Genomic DNA, 17,368 nt, shown 5'->3' with positions numbered 1-17,368 from the left:
ACCTCGTAGTTCAACTCATGTGCCCATAACATTGGGTTTGGAGGGTACTGCTCAGGCAGCTACGGAGATCGTCGAAGGTTGCCGCTCGGGTCTCAGGCTTAGGGGTCTACTTCTCTCTATGAGTGATCAATTCTCGGATGCTATCAGCAGCGGCAAAAAGTGAACCATGGTTCACCTTGATGGCTGCCACCTTCATGTACTTGGTCGCCGTCTTATGACTGAAATCCAGAGCATCGATCTCACACGAAGCACTGAAGTCCCTTCACTTGCCGCCTTTCGCGATACGGCAAGCGAACTTCATATTGTTAATTACCTGAATGATTTCAGCTTCGTCTTCCGCGGCAATTTTGAGGAAGTTATTATCTCCTTTTGCTTCCGCAAATTTACGGCGTGCGACAACAATTTGGCAGAGGTCCCACGCATCGTGAATGCTGAATTGAAATTCCCCACGTTCGTCGAGAGCGTTTATTAGCGACCCTGAAAAATCAATCGTTCGATAGGTCTCATAGAACTTCTTTTCGATGCTATGCAGCGCCTTTGCGATGCACTCTTCCGCGCGGTCGAATTGCCCTGAAGTTAGCAGTCTGAGCGCCTTCTGGCATAAGTTTGCGTTTGATTGCCAACTGCTAACCATCGGCTCTGCATCGCGCTCAACAAGCCAATGCTCGATGTCATAAACGTCACCTTCCTGAGGCGAGTGGGTTACTTCCGGCCAAGGAGCCCCTGCTTTGAAGTCGACGGTAAAGGCGCACGGCACCATCGGGTACATGACACTGAATCGATCCTCTTGTCCGCTAACGACGATCTGGAAACCACCCTGGACCCTGTCTTGGAAAGCTATGGTGCGCGAACTTCCATCGGTGCCTATTTCATGATCTTCCAGCATGCCACGATGGGCCTCGAAGTAGCCCATAAACCGCCCGTTTTCGCGTCCCATCATATAGCCGATGCAAAAGCCTCCTATATCCGGCACACTCTGTCGAAGGGTTTCGCCAAACGCAGTTAAAACTCTTCCGTAGCGTTCTTGGCTCGCCTTGGAGATAAAGTCAAAAATGGCAATGAAACTAATTTGACTGCCTTGAGGCAGAATATCATCATGGATCATCCGCTGTAACACCTCAGACCCCTTCGCACTCCCAAGAAATGCAGAAGGCACATCAGAAATCTCTCCAGATGAAACTCTTTTCAGTGACAGATCGTCTTGACGTGCCACAACGAAATCAACGTCATCGCGCGCGCTTTGGTTTCTCAGGTTCCGCAGCATTTGATCAAAGCCGTTTGGCTCGATTTTCTCGAGAGCCGCTTCGGCTCGAGCGGAATTTCCGGCATACGCAACCACGACACCTTCCATCGGCATCGCAATCTTGATCAGAGGGTCGACAAAAGGGTTGGCCCGTTCCTGTGTCATAGGAACTTCCGAATACGTGTCTGAGAAAATCAGAATGCCGTCTTCCAGTTTTTGGGCGTAGACGAGTGTCATTTTTGGTTCCTTTGTCGGTCGATTGGTCACAAACGCCGCACTGTGCGAGGCACACCGGTCGGTTTCTTTCACTTATAAAGGTGTCTGACGTCTGTTTTCGGAAAACCACAATGTGGCGCGAATGAACATGATGAGCTTCAACTCTAAGTCGCGAGTAAAACTTTGTAACATCCCCTACCAGCGCATTTCCGTCGTTCTACTGCCGGGGTGCTGCTCAGTTTCGAAATCATACTTTCTCACGTTATCTGCCGTTGGTGGCTAACAGAATACCTTCTGACTGGACCAAAGGATTAATGCTTGAAGTCCAGCCTTAAGGTACCCCTCAACCCACCAGAAGGGCACCTTTTGTTTCACCTTCCGTTACCCGTGTGTACCCGAGGCAGCAGAACGCCCTGCCCCAAACTTCTTGTGGTTCGTGAAGGTCAGAGCGTAGCGCCCAACATCAAGGAACACCTCACCGGGTCCCTCACGGGTCACCCTGAAGGAGACTGATTGGGTCTCACGTTCGATGAGCAGATCAAAGGGGCCGAAGCAAAAATCAAAGACGATCATTCCATAAATCCTATTCTGAGTAGTTCTGCATCAACACGATGCAACACATACATGAATCCTCAAGGAATCGCCGTCAACCCATTGTTTTTATGACGCTTTCGGGAATTTCCCGCTGGTGGAGAGACCCCTTTCTGGCAGCGTTGAGGTACCGATTCCAATAGCAACCGCTTTTGGCACGATGCCTGAAGAACTGGATCACCTATGAGCGAGCGAGCTGTATCGTGTTGATAGAAGACATCTCAGAAAATCTAACCTACATTTCAAATTCTAAAGTGTGCGAGGCAGTGAAATGTTGGGTTTGGAGTTCGATACTACAATTGGTCTAGAGGGCGCAGCAACAGCAATTGGTGTGTTGGGAGCTGCAGCGGGATATATCTTCAGCCTCATTGACGGCGGGCTTCGTCGGTTACGAGAAGGAAAATATCGGGGCACAAAGTTTGTCATTCTAACGATACTGGAGAAACACCCAATCAATGGAATGGAAGAGCAAGAAATTTTCTCTCAGTACGATAGTTCACAAAACGAGAAACTTCGCAAAGGCTACGGCGCGTGGAAGCCGGGAAAGTTGGATGCCGTCGAGTTTGAAAGATTGCTGAAACAGCTTCAGACCGAGTTTATGATCGATCTGATCGGACCGGATAGATACAGATTGAGGCAAAACCCGGTGCGCAGTTACGAGTTCGAAGAGAGTGCCAGATCGGAACGTGCAGCTATGGTTGAGAGCACGGTATCTGAAGATGAAATTGCTAAGGTTCTACTTAAGATACTACGGGAAGCCTCAAGCGACTTTGATCGCGAGGATGCGGCACGCACACTACTGGACCTAAAGAACCAAGAATCCCTTGAATACCTAACAGAACAGATGAAGTCAGCGGACAACGAACAAGCCCTTGCAGCCGCACGTATTCTCGTAAGAACGATGAAGGGACGCTTTTAGTAGAACTGGCATGCTGGCCGGGCTTTCGGTGTAAGTCAGCCCTAGACTGAGAGGTAGGTATTGGACACTAACGACTGTTTTTGCCTGCGTTGCTAAAGGCCGTCATTGGGGTAGTGCAGCGAATGTCATTCGTCCCGCTTAGCCGTCGTCATAGCCTGAGGGTACGCCTACACTGTCCCGTTCGCAGTATCTGACGGCGTGACTTAACGGAGCGTGATGACGCGATACTGAATAATCGCCATATGTGATACCAAAAGTTGTTGTATAACACGTACCTGATGGGCACCTGAGGTGGTGGCTTAGGTGTCTGCTTAAGGTGGACTGGTCTACACGCCCAATTGCACAGATGCCCAGCCGTTCAAGAATAAGTTGGCGGCAGTTCGATGCGCTGTCTGCGCCTCTATTGATGCCTGACAACATCAAACGGATTGTATATCCCCCGCATGTCCCTTGTTTTCAACGCTCTGGCAGCCTGACGGTGTCCTAAACGGTGACACGAAGTCACCTTAGGTGTGCTGTCTGTGTGCTGTTCAGTGGTTCGATCAGGGGGCACCGGGGGGTACGCGCGGCAGCTATGTCTATCTCTGCCACTCACAATTTTTCGCCAAAAATGTGGAACGCTGATGGTGATACAGACCATGGAAGAGATGAACATTTTGCCAACCCCGCCAGCACCTTAGCATAACCCTTTGGGGTCACCTCTACGGTTTACCATTAGGCTCAACTGTAGGTTCTAACCGCCGAATGGCGTCTGCCTATCCAATCCGATCATGCCAAAAAAAAGTAGCTGGCAGCGGCAAACCAATGGCCATAGACCTGGTCGAGAGAAAACGAAACGCGCTTTACAACGTTCACTCTAGGATTTGAACTATGCTCGCTAACCTCCTGAGATTTTATGACCACTATCCTACGGTTCTGTTTTCACTGAAAAATATATCACGCTCTGCTTTCGCCCCTGACCTTCTCAAAGAGCTAGACTTCCACGGGGAACGGCAACGGGAAATTTTCGAGTTCGCGCAAGTATTTCAATTTGATGAACAGGCTGAACTGATGCTTCGTAATCTGTCTTTTCAGATGCAGGAGGACGGCCTCGACAGCATGTTCAGCAGTGTGCGATTACCCTTTCCCGCAATGCTCTTGACAATACCACAACCTGCAACGGGATTGTGGCCTGCTGCGCTTATCACCCAAGACCAAGACAGCCTCTACACGCAAGTATATCATGCCAACAATGAGGGCTTGTTGCCAAACCTTCTGGTCTTCAAGTCTCAAGGAGCTTCGGTAGAAGTCTTGCAATCACCGACACTGAAACTTGCTAACGCGATTGGCGACGAGATCACAGAAGAAGCAGCCATCGAACATGAGAAATCCCTGTGCTTCGACTTCTTAAGCATCGCTGTCGGTATGTCGATATTGTTCGAACACAAGGCAATGCTAGAAAAAGAGGAAGTACCAGCGTACCCACGCGCGGAAAGGCGTCGGGCGCAAAAGTCAGGCCGAACTCTGCCAAACAGAACTATAGTCAAGGTTAAGTTGGGCGAATTAGGGAAGCGTCAGGTTCAAGCAAGCCAAGAGACCGCTTTGGGAGACGATAAGAGCAAGTCAAAGCGTCGCGCCCATTGGGTACAGGGCCACTTCATGCGTAACCGGGCGGGAGGAATAAGTTGGAGGAACCCCCACGTTCGGGGTGCTGGTTCCGTCGTTGAACAAGAACGGCATGTATCATTCGATGGCGATTAAGGCAGCGAGATTTGATTGTTAAGTGTCCCCTGATGGTATGCCTGAATTATTCAGGTGCCCGATCAGATACTAACCTTAAGGTGCAGACCTACCTGTTCTTGCGAACATGGTGATAGAGTTTGAGCCGGAAGTGATGGAAAACCATCATCCATCCTCAATTGGTCTTTCGGAGCGAAAGCGACCCTTGAGTGTCCCCTGATGGTGCCCCTTAAGAGGGGATTGAACTAAAACTTTTATCTAACGGGAACGGCCCCCAATACCCCTTATTTGTATGGCCAAAACCGGTCCGTAGGAGAGTTCATTTCTCCCGACCCGTTTCTAGTGCCGTCTATGTCCTACTAAAGTTCGCCATACACGGGGCGAGAGAGGTGAGCTCAAACCAGCGTCTGGAGGTCTGCGAAATCACTCGCTGCTATGTTTGCAAACGCTACTTCAAATTGCCTCTTTGCAACGGCAGGAATTGCACTGATACAACGCACGAATACCAAACTTGTTTATCGCCACTAATCATTCATGTTTCAAGCTTGGTGGCTTTTCCATCCAATTGGCTGTAAGTGATTGGAGCTTCTGCGCATCCTCAAAACGTTCAGACGGCACGCTAATATGGTTTGGTAGCTGTTGAGTTGGAGGTCCGAAAAAGCTCAGTCTTTGAAAGTACTGCTCATAGTACATGTTTGCACGTATTATTCTGACGATTTCATTTGGCGGCAGTAATTCGAACTTTGGCAGCAAAGCCCGGAAGACATGGTTTAGGGGGCGGTTGGGAAAGACAGACGCCTCACCTTCCGATGGTTTACCTTCGCTATTTTGCGAGTTGATCCGCAACTGCTGCGCTAGTGTCATAATTTTTGCATCCAAGGCTTGTGTCATACTTTTTGCCGCGGTTTCGGCTTCGTATTGGCGTTGTGCGCGTGCCTGCCTGCCTTGGACAACCATGGTGAAGATTACGCCTGAGAAACCGACTACTGCAGCGATTAGAGTTTGGAAGTCCTTAATTACTTCATAGACTGAATTGGCTGTTGCGGCAGTTTGTGGAGAAGCCATAGCGAGGGTGGGGAAAAGAAGAATGAATAGGGTGATCGCTTTCATTGACTATTGCTTTCGTGAATTGAAGGTATGATTGGACCCGACTTGCGGAGATTGCCTAGAATTGCATGTATATCAACATGACACTTAGAGAATTATGGGCTTTTTTTGGTGATGGGTTCCACACGGCGGCTCATGAGAGTTTTTGGGACTGGCCTTTGTGGTTAAGCGTTCCGGTGGGTATCGGATGTCCACTGATCGTTCTTATACTTTGTGCGATCCACGTGAGCGAGACGCGTCGTATTCCGCAGAGTTTTTGGGAATCAGCCGGGTTTTTGGTTGCCGCGATTTTATGCGCTATTGCGACTTACGAAATTTACTTTGTTCAGAGGCTGATTGGCTACAGTGGCTACAGTGGGTACGGTGTTCTGGTTCAGATAGTGTTTCCGATGATGACTAGTATGTTTGGGTTTGCAGCGATTCACGGCTTTGTTGTACTAGCACGGCGACGCAGACGTCAGGACTAGATTGGTGTTATTATTTTTCCCAAACAGTGGTGACTGTGAACCATTTCTGTTTTGCACAACAGTCCAACTCGTTTTTCAAATTCCCTAGACGAAAGGACGTCCGCTCGCCAGCCTCGCGTGTTTCAGTCGGATGATCGTGTTTGGTTTGTACAGCGGCTTCACCCGTGCAGTCCGTTCGCGACCAATTTTCGTGACCCGACACCCCTCACTTAGCTTTCTCTTCAGTTCACGGTCTATTTAAAGATAAAGACCAACTAAGGAATTGAAGTGAGATACTCTGGTTTAGTGTGTGTGGTCTAAAGACCAGCCTTAACGCCCCACCTAGCAAACTCTCTAAGCCGCGCCTCACGTCCACCATAAGTATTCTCAGCGACAGACTGAGCGGAGTGCCCTAGATACCCGTGACGTACCTCTACAGGTGCCCCTGCATCCCTCAGCTTATCGCTTGCCCTGTGGCGCAACCCGTGGACCTTCATGCGCTTGTCGTCGGTGTTCTTTCTAACCGCCTTCATCAGCGCCGCAGAGGCAGCCGTAGGGCCTCCGTCACGGCCATATGAGGGGAACAGTGGCTCGTTGCCCGCACGCCCCTCTACACGCGCCTTGAGGGATTCCCTGAGGCTGTCTGAGGCTATTGGAACGTATCTGTCGCTGTTGCTGTTCTTGATGCCGTTGATTTCGTTTGGGGTGACTAGGATGGACGGGGTTTCCCCGGTTAGGTCAACGTCGCTAATGCGCAGACCACAGGCTTCACCTAGGCGCATCCCGGTACCTTTCAGCACCCGCCACATATCAGGAAGGTCTTTGCTTCGACCGCCTTCTAAGGTCTTCTGTACGGCGTCAACAACACTGTCAGGCAACGGGACGTTCTTATCCAGCGAGCTAACCTGTTCCTTGGGCCACGATAGACGCTCGAAGGGGTCGCGCCCTGCTGGTATCTCTAGTTCCCTGACGGCATGACGATAAGCGGCGGCCACGATAATCATCTCGCGCTGACACGATTTGAGTGCCAGAGGTTTCCCATTAGCTTTCTTTAGCCCAAGTAGATGGTCCTTGAAGGTCCGCGCAGTCAGTCGGTCGACACTCTCAATTGTCACTTCGTCCAAAGATTTCCCTAAGGCGTCACTTAGACGACCGAAGGTGCGGTCAATTCTGACCATCTCTTTCCGATCATCAGCAAGACCATTGTCCTTCGCATAGGTGTCCCGCATGTCGACCAGTGTTGGCTTAGGGGCTTCACGATTAGGGTTCAGGATAGCAGCAACAACCTCGGGGTCCTCGCCCCGAGCCGCCAAACTGTGCCCCACTACCCCGCGTGTCCAGCTATCTTCGGGGTCCACCCCTTGAACACCTTCCATGTATTGCTCTGCTAGGCGCTGGGCGTCGATGAACTTCTGAGTGGCCGACCGAGTGTCAACCTCAGGGTGCCGCCTATAGGTATCTTCAACAATCGCGTCAAAATTCCTCAGGTGGAATTGGTACTCACGCTGAAATGCTGCCCCTTCACGCGCCTTGATGTGTTTCTGATAGGCATCCTCACCGCGAATTTGGCGCACCCGCTTGGGCCACCTTTTGCGGAAACGCCATTGGGTAGGGCTGATTGGGTCGATGTATTTGATCTTCATTCTAAGGGCCATTGTGTGCTGTCCGTGTGTGCTGTTTGCGTTATGCGACACACTCGGAAAATGCTGATTGCCCTTATTTATATGACCCAAAACCAACTGATCAAGTAAGTTCTGGTGCGGTCGAGAAGACTCGAACTTCCACGGGTGTTACCCCACAGCGACCTCAACGCTGCGCGTCTACCAATTCCGCCACGACCGCACTGTCATTGACTTGGTAGAGGGGCGTATAGACCGTGTTTTGGGCATTGTGAAGAGGCAAATGCCGAGGTGGTTTGAATTCCTGTCCGGGTTTCATATCTTTGTGGCTCGCACCCAAAACAAAGCCACGTTCAGGACCGTCTCATGTCATCACCAGATCCCCGCCCAACCTTGCAAGTCGATATCGTCTCGGACGTTGTTTGCCCTTGGTGCATCGTGGGATTTCGTCAGCTTGATATGGCGTTGCAGAAGGAAGGCGTTTTGGCGCAGTTGCGCTGGCATCCGTTCGAGCTGAACCCGAATATGGGGCCTGAAGGTCAGAACCTGCGCGAACATATCACCGAGAAATATGGCTCGACCCCGGAACAGAGCCAACAGGCGCGCGATCGGTTGACCGCTTTGGGGCAAGAGCTGGGCTTTACCTTCAATTTCGACGAGGGCAGCCGGATCTATAACACTTTTGCAGCGCATCAATTGTTGGACTGGGCAGAAACCCAAGGACGGCAACACCCGCTCAAGCTTGCTTTGTTTGACGCCTATTTCACCCGGCAACGCGATGTCTCGGACACGGACGTGTTGCTGGAGGCGGTCGAGGCTGCCGGTCTCGACCCCGAAGTAGCGCGCGAAGCCCTGACCTCGGGCGCGCATGTCGCACCGGTGCGCGAAAAACAACAGTTCTGGACCAGCCGTGGTATTTCCGGTGTTCCGTCGATGGTGTTTGGCGGCAAATACCTGCTGTCCGGAGCACAGGGTACGGACACCTATGTAGAGGTTCTGCAACGTTGCTTGGCCGAGGCGGCCTGAGCCCTTTCCCCGACCTTAAAGACGGTCTATGGACGCCCCATGGAATGGAAAACCTCGGATGGTCTGACCGATTATGACGACGCTGTCGCTTTTATGGAGGCACGCGTTGCAGCAATTGCGGCTGGCGAGGCGGATGAGTGTATCTGGTTGCTGGAACATCCCCCGCTTTATACCGCAGGGACCTCGGCCCGGCGCGAAGACCTGACCGACCCGGATCGTTTTCCTGTCTATGAAAGCAAACGCGGTGGCCAGTACACCTATCACGGACCCGGACAACGGGTCGTCTACGTGATGCTGGATGTGGGCAAACGCGGCCACGATGTCCGGCGCTTTGTCAAACAGCTGGAGAATTGGGTGATCTCTGCGTTGGCAGAATTCAACGTGACCGGCGAGATTCGCGAGGGACGCGTGGGCGTCTGGGTTCAACGCAAAGACAAGCCTCTGACTGCCAACGGCCAACCCGCCGAAGACAAGATCGCAGCCATTGGAATTCGATTGCGTAAATGGGTCAGCTTCCATGGAATCTCGATCAACGTGGAACCTGATCTGGAACATTTCAGCGGGATCGTTCCCTGCGGCATCCAGGACCATGGTGTAACCTCGCTGGTCGATCTGGGCTTACCGGTGACGATGGCAGATGTTGATGTCGCGCTGCAGAGGACATTCGAGACGGTTTTTGGCGACGACTGAGCCTCTGATATGCGTCTGTCGAATCGTCATCTGACGACGGTTTGGTGACAATAGATTACACCTGAAACTTCTGTTTCCCGTTTGAGCGTGAAATACCCCAGATTTCCGTAAAATTTAGGGATTTTTCACTTTGCTCCTCACAAATGGCCTCACTCCACGTAATGTGTACTTACCGTTCATGAGTGAGTGGTGTGTTACCGGTGATCGAGGGCAAAACCCAACGAGATCCGAGATGTGTTGTGAGTACGAGTGTGCCGTTCCGACCCCATATCGGAACGGCACTTTTCTTTTACAGGACAGTTTTTCTGCCACGTTCCCGTTGCATTGAGAAACCTGACCTGCGCGCCAACTTTGCAACGAATTTTGGGACGGAGCGAAGCGTTAGTTCAGCGCCGCACGGATTTTCTCGGCATGACTCGCTATGGCGTCCATGTCTCCCATATTTCCAGGTGGGCGCATCGGCATGCCCTCGTGACGCGGCAAGACATGGAAATGCAGGTGAAAGACCTCCTGCCCGCCTGCGGCTTCGTTGAACTGTTGGATGGTGACCCCATCAGCGCCAAAGGCCGCTTTTACCGCCAAAGCCATTTTCTTCGTTGTTGCCATGACCGCTGCCAACTGTTCGGGGCTTGCGTCCAGAAGGTTTCGACACGGTGTCTTGGGAATGACCAGCAGATGCCCGTCGGTGCGCGGCATGATGTCCATGAAGGCAAGCGTGTCATCATCTTCGTAAACGCGGGTCGAGGGGATTTCGCCTCGTAGAATCTTGGCAAAGATGTTTTCGGGGTCATATGCGGTCATCGACGATCTCCGGTCGTTCTGTTGCTTCTTTTTCTGAGGTCCATGAAACCCACGGTCAAGGAACAAATACAGAGATGTCGTGCCGTGCTTGAAATCCGACTTCTCTTCCCCAGATTGGAAGGGATCGCAAGCCTGCGGCCCTGCCCCGCGACAATTATTCTTGATTCAGATCAAACTCGACCATTGAAGGTCGCCCCTTCGCAATCTAAAACCACCGGGAAACCCGCGCGCCGGAGAGGTCTGGCTGCGCGGTGTCGTTGCAACAGGAGGCACCCATAATGGCAGACGCAGCCATTCACGGTCATGATCATGAAGACGAGCGCTCGTTCTTTCAGCGCTGGTTCATGTCGACCAACCACAAGGACATCGGGATTCTCTACCTGATCTTCTCGGCGATTGCCGGGTTCATCTCGGTGGCGATGACCGTTTACATGCGGCTTGAGCTGATGCACCCCGGTGTACAGTATATGTGCCTCGAAGGCTTCATGGCCGATCCTTGTACCCCCAACGGACATCTGTGGAACGTGATGATCACTTATCACGGTGTTCTTATGATGTTCTTTGTTGTCATCCCGGCCCTGTTTGGCGGATTTGGCAACTATTTCATGCCGTTGCAGATCGGCGCGCCGGATATGGCGTTCCCGCGGATGAACAACCTGTCCTTCTGGCTTTATGTCGCAGGCACCTCTTTGGGCGTGGCCTCGCTGCTCAGCCCCGGTGGCAATGACCAGCTTGGGTCGGGCGTGGGTTGGGTTCTGTACCCGCCGCTTTCGACAACCGAAGGCGGCATGTCCATGGACCTTGCGATCTTCGCCGTGCACGTATCGGGCGCCTCCTCGATCCTCGGCGCGATCAACATGATCACCACGTTCCTGAACATGCGTGCCCCGGGCATGACCTTGTTCAAAGTGCCGCTGTTCAGCTGGTCGATCTTCGTCACATCGTGGCTGATTCTGTTGTCTCTGCCGGTTCTGGCGGGCGCGATCACCATGCTGCTGATGGACCGCAACTTTGGCTTCACCTTCTTTGATCCGGCCGGTGGTGGTGACCCGATCCTGTATCAGCACATACTGTGGTTCTTCGGCCACCCGGAAGTGTATATCGTGATCCTGCCCGGCTTTGGCATCATCAGCCACGTGATCGCCACCTTCTCGCGCAAGCCGATCTTTGGCTATCTGCCGATGGTCTGGGCGATCATCGCAATCGGTGTGCTGGGCTTTGTCGTGTGGGCGCACCACATGTACACAGTTGGCATGTCGCTGCGTCAGCAGGCCTACTTCATGCTGGCCACGATGGTCATCGCGGTACCAACCGGCGTTAAGGTCTTCTCGTGGATTGCCACCATGTGGGGCGGGTCCATCGAGTTCAAAACTCCGATGCTGTTTGCCTTTGGCTTCCTGTTCCTGTTCACCGTTGGTGGTGTGACCGGTGTGGTTCTGTCGCAGGCCGGTATCGACCGCGCCTATCACGACACCTACTATGTGGTCGCGCACTTCCACTATGTGATGAGCTTGGGGGCCGTGTTTGCGATCTTTGCCGGGGTCTACTTCTACTTCGGCAAGATGACAGGGCGTCAATATTCCGAGTTCTGGGGCAAGATCCACTTCTGGATGTTCTTCATCGGCGCCAACCTGACATTCTTCCCTCAGCACTTCCTGGGCCGTCAGGGCATGCCGCGTCGGTATATCGACTACCCCGAGGCCTTTGCGCAGTGGAACTTTGTATCCTCAATCGGCGCATTTGTGTCCTTCGCCTCGTTCCTGCTGTTCTTCGGCATAGTGTTCTACGCTCTGTTCCGTGGCGCACGTGTGACCCAGAACAACTATTGGAATGAATACGCGGATACGCTGGAATGGACCCTGCCCTCGCCGCCGCCCGAACACACGTTCGAGCAGCTGCCCAAGCAGGAAGACTGGGACAAAGGCCACGCGCACTGATCCCGATCTGACCCAATTGAAACCCCGCCCAAGTGGCGGGGTTTTTTCTTTGCCCGCAATCACGCATTCGCCAATTGCGCGTTTCTGGGCTATGATGGAGCCCCCAACAGAACGGAGGCTCTGGAATGGCTGAGTTCGACTTCTGGTACTCGATCGGCAGCACCTACAGCTTTCTGACGATTTCTCGGCTGGATGAGTGGTGCGCAGAGAACAACGCATCCGTGAATTGGCGACCGTTCAACGTGCGCACCGTAATGACCGCGCAGCAGAACGTTCCCTTTGCGGGTAAACCCGTGAAGTCTGCCTATATGTGGCGCGATATCGAACGGCGGGCGGCAAAGTACCACATCCATGCCAGCCTGCCCGCACCTTACCCGATCTCTGATCTACAACTCGCCAATCAAGTCGCCTTGCTGGGGATGAGCGAAGGCTGGGGTAAGAGCTTTACCCAGACGCTATATCGGCTGTGGTTCGAAGATGGGGTCGAGGCTGGATCCGAGGCCGCTCTGACCGAGGCTCTGCACCGCACGCAACAGGACCCTCGGCTTGTCCTGGCCAGGGCCCGCGCTGCAGACATGGAGCAGGCCCTGGTCGAGCAGACCGAAACAGCCGTGAAGCTTGGCGTTTTCGGGGCGCCCAGCTTTGTTGTGCAAGGCGAAGTGTTCTGGGGTGATGATCGGCTGGATGACGCCCTGTCCTGGGCCCGTGTCGGCCATGTGATGTGACGATAAGCCCTTAGACTTTGGCCTGATCTGGTTTATCTCTGCACCCATGCCGTACCATTGGAACACCATGTCTGAAACCGAGCAAGAGCTGCGTCTCTGGCCGCATAACTCTCTGCCCCCACGCGGGGCGATGGGCGTTGTCATGGGTGTGTTTCTGTTTGGCCTGATCCCGGTGCTGGCGATGCTGGGCTCTGCCATATTGTGGGGGTTATTACCGTTCCTGCTGATCACCGTGCTGGGTCTGTGGTTGGCGATCGAAACGAACTATCGCGCGCGCAGCATTTCCGAAGTCCTGACGCTCAGCGGGACGCAGGCGCGTCTGGTCCATCATAATCCGCGCAAAGGTGATCAGATCTGGACTTGCAACCGCTATTGGGCACGGCCCGAGATGCATGCCAAAGGCGGACCGGTCCCGCATTACGTCACCCTCATCGGAGAGGGACGCGAGGTCGAGATCGGAGCGTTTTTATCCGAAGAAGAACGGATCGCTCTTTATGACGAATTGACGGTGAAACTGCGCGACGGGGCCGCGCAGTAGGTCAGCACCCGTTGCTGGAAGCGGCGCACAAGTGATCTTTGACCATCGGGCCGACTTTGCCAAAGTCCATCTGACCGGTATAGCGCGTTTTCAACTCGCCCATGACCTTGCCCATATCGCGGATTGAGCCCGCGCCCGTGGCCGTGATCGCAGTTTGAATCGCGCTTGAAACCTCGTCTTCATCCAGTTGCTTGGGCAGGAACTCTTCAATCACTTCGACCTCGCGCAATTCACGCTCGGCCAGATCCAGACGTCCGCCCTCTTCATAGGCACGCGCACTTTCCTTGCGTTGCTTGGTCATTTTACCAAGGATTTCAAGAACCTCCGCATCGCCACACCCTTTGACCTCTTCATTGTCGGATGCCCGCGCAGCAATATCGCGATCCTTGATCGCGGCATTGATCAGGCGAAGCGTCGACAGACGCTCGGCTTCTTTGTCTTTCATAGCTTGCTTTAGGGCTGCAGTTACCCTTGATCGCATGTCCATTTGGTTTGTCCATCCCCATGGCAAAATGAACCCCGACCATATCGAAACAAAAAGGCGGGCACAATGGTAGACGGATATAGCTAAGTCATTGTTTTTCAACAATAGCCCAAAATTTGAACAGGCTTGACCCAAAGGCTTATCCCCCTTAGGTATGCGCCGGTTTACCATATAGGAGAGTCGCGCCATGGCACAGAACGCCCCGTCCAAGCCCACAGCATGTCTGGCATTGGCAGATGGAACGCTCTTTTACGGAATTGGATTTGGTGCCACAGGTCAGACCGAGGCCGAGCTCTGCTTCAACACCGCGATGACCGGGTACCAAGAGATTATGACCGATCCGTCTTATGCGGGCCAGATCGTGACCTTTACCTTCCCACATATCGGCAATGTCGGCGTAAACCCTGAAGATGATGAGACCGGTGATCCGGTCGCGGACGGTATGGTTGTCAAATGGGATCCGACCGAGCCGTCAAACTGGCGCGCTGCCGAAGAATTGAAGACCTGGCTGGCACGGCGCGGGCGGATTGCCATTGGCGGCGTCGACACCCGTCGTCTGACGCGGGCAATCCGGCAGCAAGGCGCACCGCATGTGGCTTTGGCCCACGATCCCGAGGGCAACTTCGATATCGAGGCGCTGGTGGCTGCGGCACGGGGCTTTGCCGGGCTCGAAGGCATGGATCTGGCCAAGGATGTGACCTGCGCCCAAAGCTATCGCTGGGACGAAATGCGGTGGGCCTGGCCCGAGGGCTATCAGCGGCAGGAAGCGCCTGTGCACAAGGTCGTCGCTTTGGATTTCGGCGCCAAGCGCAACATTTTGCGCTGCCTGGCCTCTGCCGGGTGCGACGTAACCGTTCTTCCGGCGACAGCTACGGCGGCCGATGTACTGGCTTATGAGCCCGACGGTGTGTTCCTGTCCAACGGCCCGGGCGATCCGGCGGCAACCGGTGAATACGCGGTACCCATGATCAAAGAGATCTTGGACACAACCGATCTGCCTGTCTTTGGCATCTGTCTGGGGCATCAGATGCTGGCCCTGGCTCTGGGTGGACAGACCGTCAAGATGAACCACGGCCACCATGGTGCCAATCACCCCGTCAAGGATCTGGAAACCGGCAAGGTCGAGATCACCTCGATGAACCATGGCTTTGCAGTGGACGCACAATCTCTGCCCGATGGGGTAGTGGAAACCCACAGGTCGCTGTTTGACGGTTCCAACTGTGGCATCCGCATGTCGGACCGCCCGGTCTATTCCGTGCAATACCACCCCGAGGCTTCGCCCGGACCGCAGGACAGTTTCTATCTGTTCGAACGGTTTGCCGCTGCAATGGCAGCCCGGAAAGAGACAGTCTAACAGCTGATTCGTTTCTGTTAACCCGCTGTTAACCCTAAGTAAGCACCCTGCCGAAGGTTAAACCGGCAGGGTCTTTTTTTATGGTTGAGTTAAATCTCCAGCATCTCGCACGCGCGACCCCGGTCCCGGCCCTGGACAAACGCAAGCCGATCGGTGCCTTTCTGGTCGAACTGGGTGTCATCACACCCGGCCAACTTGCAAAGGCGCTACATTTGCAAACGCGCCTGAAAGCACCCTTGGGTGAAATCCTTGTTGGCGAAGGCTGGGCCGCGCGCGAAGAAGTTATGGCCGCCTTATCCCATCAAAGCGGGTTGCAGATTGCTGATCTGGAACAGACCCCGGCCGATGCTAACCTGTGCGATGTCATGCCAGTCGGGTTCTGGCTGGAACATAACCTCATACCCTGGATGCGTATGGGCCCCGTACTGCTGATCGCAACCGCTCGCCCAGACCTGTTCAAAAAGGCGTCCAAAGCGTTGCGCAAAAAGGGACATAGCGTTGTCCCGGTCTTGGCGGACCCAAACCAGATCGAGACGAATATTCGCAGGCTTTATGAAAAAGATCTCGCCCGCAAGGCAGCGGCGCGGGTCAGGCCCGCCCATAGTTGTCGCAACTGGACTGCGCGGTCCCGCATCCGGCCCGTGATTGCACTGGCCGCCCTGGGCGCAGGTTGTTTTTCCCTGCCTCAACTGGGGCTAGCTCTGCTGTTGGGTGCGGCCATTCTGACGCTATGTCTGTTCATGATGTTCAGACTGGTGGGGCTTATGACCTACCTGCTGCGATATGAGCCTGAACCTGAGCCGGAAAAACGACCTTTCATTCGCCTGCCCACCGTATCGATCATGGTCCCGCTTTATAAAGAGCGTGAGATTGCGACGGCCCTGGTCCAACGCTTGTCGCGGCTAACCTATCCCAAAGCACTGCTGGATGTGGTTCTGGTGCTGGAAGAGCGCGACGAGGTGACCCGCGCCACTCTCGGCAACGTTCTGCTCCCAAATTGGATCCGAACGGTCGAGGTGCCCGAGCTGGGTAAGCTTACGACCAAACCGCGCGCGATGAACTATGCGCTGGATTTCTGCCGGGGTGAGATCCTCGGGGTTTGGGATGCCGAGGACGCGCCTGTCCCCAACCAGATCGAAACCGTTGTGCGCCGCTTTGCCCAGGCGTCCGAGGATGTGGTCTGCCTGCAAGGCATGCTCGATTACTACAACCCCCGCACCAATTGGCGGTCGCGCTGTTTTACCATTGAATACAGCAGTTGGTTTCGGGTGATCCTGCCGGGGATCGCCAAGCTTGGGCTGGTGGTACCGTTGGGGGGCACCACATTCTTTTTCAAGCGCGACAAGCTGCTGAAGCTGCGCGGGTGGGATGCTCACAACGTGACCGAGGATGCTGATCTGGGCGTCAGGCTCTGCCGCGCCGGATACCGGACCGAGATTGTGGAAACCACCACCTATGAAGAGGCCAATTTCCGCGCCTGGCCCTGGGTCAAACAGCGTTCACGCTGGCTCAAGGGCTTCATGGTCACCTATCTGGTGCATATGCGGTCACCCAAAAAACTACTGCAAGAGCTTGGTTGGCGCAAATTTCTGGGGGTTCAGGCCTTCTTTTTGGGAACGGTTGGACAGTTTCTTTTGGCCCCAGTGCTTTGGGTGTTTTGGCTTTCGGCTTTGGGGATGGCGCACCCGTTTGAAACGGTTGCAAGCCCCGCTGTGTTGCCGGTGTTTTTCGGGCTGTTTCTATTGGCCGAATTGACAAACATCGCAGCCGGAGCGTTGGGCGTTGTCGCAGGTCAACGGCGTTTCTTGATCCCTTGGGTCCCCACCATGATCCTTTATTACACGTTGGGTGTACTGGCCGCCTATAAAGGCCTTTGGGAATTGATGGTAAAACCGTTCTTTTGGGACAAGACGCAACATGGACATGCGTCAGAGGAATCTCCGGTCAGCTGAT

Annotated in this window: 16 protein-coding genes and 1 tRNA gene; 10 read left to right on the top strand and 7 right to left on the bottom strand. The window is 53.9% G+C overall.

Annotation, left to right across the window (positions count from 1 at the left end; genetic code table 11):
- Positions 1-262: 262 nt before the first annotated feature.
- On the bottom strand, positions 263-1,480 hold the full coding sequence (locus GOX45_RS04505) for a hypothetical protein (RefSeq protein ID WP_171098442.1): 1,218 nt from the start codon (positions 1,478-1,480) through the stop codon (positions 263-265).
- 360 nt (positions 1,481-1,840) lie between these two features.
- On the bottom strand, positions 1,841-2,032 hold the full coding sequence (locus tag GOX45_RS04500) for a hypothetical protein (RefSeq protein ID WP_171098440.1): 192 nt from the start codon (positions 2,030-2,032) through the stop codon (positions 1,841-1,843).
- 289 nt (positions 2,033-2,321) lie between these two features.
- Here GOX45_RS04500 and GOX45_RS04495 point away from each other — a divergent pair, with 289 nt between their 5' ends.
- Positions 2,322-2,969: a hypothetical protein gene (locus GOX45_RS04495; protein ID WP_171098438.1), complete on the top strand. Its 648-nt coding sequence runs from the start codon at positions 2,322-2,324 to the stop codon at positions 2,967-2,969.
- An 870-nt stretch (positions 2,970-3,839) separates the two neighbouring features.
- Entirely contained in the window at positions 3,840-4,709 is an 870-nt protein-coding gene (locus tag GOX45_RS04490) for a hypothetical protein (protein WP_171098436.1), read from the top strand.
- A 507-nt stretch (positions 4,710-5,216) separates the two neighbouring features.
- On the opposite strand, the gene GOX45_RS04485 is transcribed toward GOX45_RS04490, so the two are convergent.
- A complete protein-coding gene (locus GOX45_RS04485) occupies positions 5,217-5,798 on the bottom strand; it encodes a hypothetical protein (RefSeq protein WP_171098434.1) in 582 nt (193 codons plus the stop codon).
- A 65-nt stretch (positions 5,799-5,863) separates the two neighbouring features.
- Between GOX45_RS04485 and GOX45_RS04480 the strand changes: the two genes are divergently transcribed.
- Positions 5,864-6,262 (top strand): hypothetical protein, encoded by a 399-nt coding sequence (locus GOX45_RS04480; RefSeq protein ID WP_171098432.1) that lies wholly within the window; start codon positions 5,864-5,866, stop codon positions 6,260-6,262.
- Between the two features lie 296 nt (positions 6,263-6,558).
- Here the strand turns inward: GOX45_RS04480 and GOX45_RS04475 are convergent, their stop codons facing one another.
- The gene (locus GOX45_RS04475) at positions 6,559-7,884 is read right to left on the bottom strand and encodes a site-specific integrase (protein ID WP_171098430.1); all 1,326 of its coding nucleotides are present in this window, start codon (positions 7,882-7,884) and stop codon (positions 6,559-6,561) included.
- Between the two features lie 112 nt (positions 7,885-7,996).
- A tRNA-Leu gene (locus GOX45_RS04470) sits at positions 7,997-8,083 on the bottom strand.
- Positions 8,084-8,226: 143 nt separating this feature from the next.
- On the opposite strand from GOX45_RS04470, the gene GOX45_RS04465 reads away from it, so the two are divergent.
- The gene (locus GOX45_RS04465; RefSeq protein WP_171098428.1) at positions 8,227-8,886 is read left to right on the top strand and encodes a DsbA family oxidoreductase; all 660 of its coding nucleotides are present in this window, start codon (positions 8,227-8,229) and stop codon (positions 8,884-8,886) included.
- A gap of 39 nt (positions 8,887-8,925) precedes the next feature.
- Positions 8,926-9,576, top strand: coding sequence for a lipoyl(octanoyl) transferase LipB (lipB, locus tag GOX45_RS04460; protein ID WP_171098427.1), 651 nt, complete (start codon positions 8,926-8,928; stop codon positions 9,574-9,576).
- Positions 9,577-9,957: 381 nt separating this feature from the next.
- On the opposite strand, the gene GOX45_RS04455 is transcribed toward lipB, so the two are convergent.
- Positions 9,958-10,377, bottom strand: coding sequence for an HIT family protein (locus GOX45_RS04455; RefSeq protein ID WP_171098425.1), 420 nt, complete (start codon positions 10,375-10,377; stop codon positions 9,958-9,960).
- Positions 10,378-10,655: 278 nt separating this feature from the next.
- Here GOX45_RS04455 and ctaD point away from each other — a divergent pair, with 278 nt between their 5' ends.
- From ctaD to GOX45_RS04440, 3 genes are all read left to right on the top strand, one after another.
- Positions 10,656-12,314, top strand: a complete 1,659-nt coding sequence (gene ctaD, locus GOX45_RS04450) for a cytochrome c oxidase subunit I (RefSeq protein ID WP_171098423.1) — start codon at positions 10,656-10,658, stop codon at positions 12,312-12,314.
- A gap of 125 nt (positions 12,315-12,439) precedes the next feature.
- Positions 12,440-13,039 carry a 2-hydroxychromene-2-carboxylate isomerase gene (locus tag GOX45_RS04445; RefSeq protein ID WP_171098421.1) on the top strand — a complete coding sequence of 200 codons (600 nt, stop codon included), beginning with the start codon at positions 12,440-12,442 and terminating at the stop codon, positions 13,037-13,039.
- A gap of 46 nt (positions 13,040-13,085) precedes the next feature.
- Complete coding sequence (locus GOX45_RS04440; RefSeq protein ID WP_171098419.1) at positions 13,086-13,577, top strand: DUF2244 domain-containing protein; 492 nt, start codon at positions 13,086-13,088, stop codon at positions 13,575-13,577.
- Between the two features lies 1 nt (position 13,578).
- Here GOX45_RS04440 and GOX45_RS04435 read toward each other — a convergent pair whose 3' ends face one another.
- Entirely contained in the window at positions 13,579-14,064 is a 486-nt protein-coding gene (locus GOX45_RS04435; protein WP_171098417.1) for a GatB/YqeY domain-containing protein, read from the bottom strand.
- A 184-nt stretch (positions 14,065-14,248) separates the two neighbouring features.
- Here GOX45_RS04435 and carA point away from each other — a divergent pair, with 184 nt between their 5' ends.
- Positions 14,249-15,415: a glutamine-hydrolyzing carbamoyl-phosphate synthase small subunit gene (gene carA, locus GOX45_RS04430; RefSeq protein ID WP_171098415.1), complete on the top strand. Its 1,167-nt coding sequence runs from the start codon at positions 14,249-14,251 to the stop codon at positions 15,413-15,415.
- Positions 15,416-15,495: 80 nt separating this feature from the next.
- Positions 15,496-17,367 carry a glycosyltransferase gene (locus GOX45_RS04425; protein WP_171098412.1) on the top strand — a complete coding sequence of 624 codons (1,872 nt, stop codon included), beginning with the start codon at positions 15,496-15,498 and terminating at the stop codon, positions 17,365-17,367.
- The last annotated feature ends 1 nt before the right edge of the window (position 17,368 follow it).

The sequence above is a fragment of the Ruegeria sp. HKCCD7255 genome, from assembly GCF_013031565.1.
GTDB lineage: Bacteria > Pseudomonadota > Alphaproteobacteria > Rhodobacterales > Rhodobacteraceae > Ruegeria.
This window is presented reverse-complemented; position numbering and strand designations above follow the sequence as displayed.

Excerpts from the sequence above, each read along its gene's own strand:
- GOX45_RS04455 (WP_171098425.1), bottom strand. The coding sequence starts at position 10,377 with ATGACCGCATATGACCCCGAAAACATCTTTGCCAAGATTCTACGAGGC.
- GOX45_RS04445 (WP_171098421.1), top strand. The coding sequence starts at position 12,440 with ATGGCTGAGTTCGACTTCTGGTACTCGATCGGCAGCACCTACAGCTTT.
- GOX45_RS04465 (WP_171098428.1), top strand. The coding sequence starts at position 8,227 with ATGTCATCACCAGATCCCCGCCCAACCTTGCAAGTCGATATCGTCTCG.
- GOX45_RS04440 (WP_171098419.1), top strand. The coding sequence starts at position 13,086 with ATGCCGTACCATTGGAACACCATGTCTGAAACCGAGCAAGAGCTGCGT.
- GOX45_RS04505 (WP_171098442.1), bottom strand. The coding sequence starts at position 1,480 with ATGACACTCGTCTACGCCCAAAAACTGGAAGACGGCATTCTGATTTTC.
- GOX45_RS04475 (WP_171098430.1), bottom strand. The coding sequence starts at position 7,884 with ATGAAGATCAAATACATCGACCCAATCAGCCCTACCCAATGGCGTTTC.
- ctaD (WP_171098423.1), top strand. The coding sequence starts at position 10,656 with ATGGCAGACGCAGCCATTCACGGTCATGATCATGAAGACGAGCGCTCG.
- GOX45_RS04495 (WP_171098438.1), top strand. The coding sequence starts at position 2,322 with ATGTTGGGTTTGGAGTTCGATACTACAATTGGTCTAGAGGGCGCAGCA.
- lipB (WP_171098427.1), top strand. The coding sequence starts at position 8,926 with ATGGAATGGAAAACCTCGGATGGTCTGACCGATTATGACGACGCTGTC.
- GOX45_RS04485 (WP_171098434.1), bottom strand. The coding sequence starts at position 5,798 with ATGAAAGCGATCACCCTATTCATTCTTCTTTTCCCCACCCTCGCTATG.
- GOX45_RS04500 (WP_171098440.1), bottom strand. The coding sequence starts at position 2,032 with ATGATCGTCTTTGATTTTTGCTTCGGCCCCTTTGATCTGCTCATCGAA.
- carA (WP_171098415.1), top strand. The coding sequence starts at position 14,249 with ATGGCACAGAACGCCCCGTCCAAGCCCACAGCATGTCTGGCATTGGCA.
- GOX45_RS04425 (WP_171098412.1), top strand. The coding sequence starts at position 15,496 with ATGGTTGAGTTAAATCTCCAGCATCTCGCACGCGCGACCCCGGTCCCG.
- GOX45_RS04490 (WP_171098436.1), top strand. The coding sequence starts at position 3,840 with ATGCTCGCTAACCTCCTGAGATTTTATGACCACTATCCTACGGTTCTG.
- GOX45_RS04480 (WP_171098432.1), top strand. The coding sequence starts at position 5,864 with ATGTATATCAACATGACACTTAGAGAATTATGGGCTTTTTTTGGTGAT.
- GOX45_RS04435 (WP_171098417.1), bottom strand. The coding sequence starts at position 14,064 with ATGGACATGCGATCAAGGGTAACTGCAGCCCTAAAGCAAGCTATGAAA.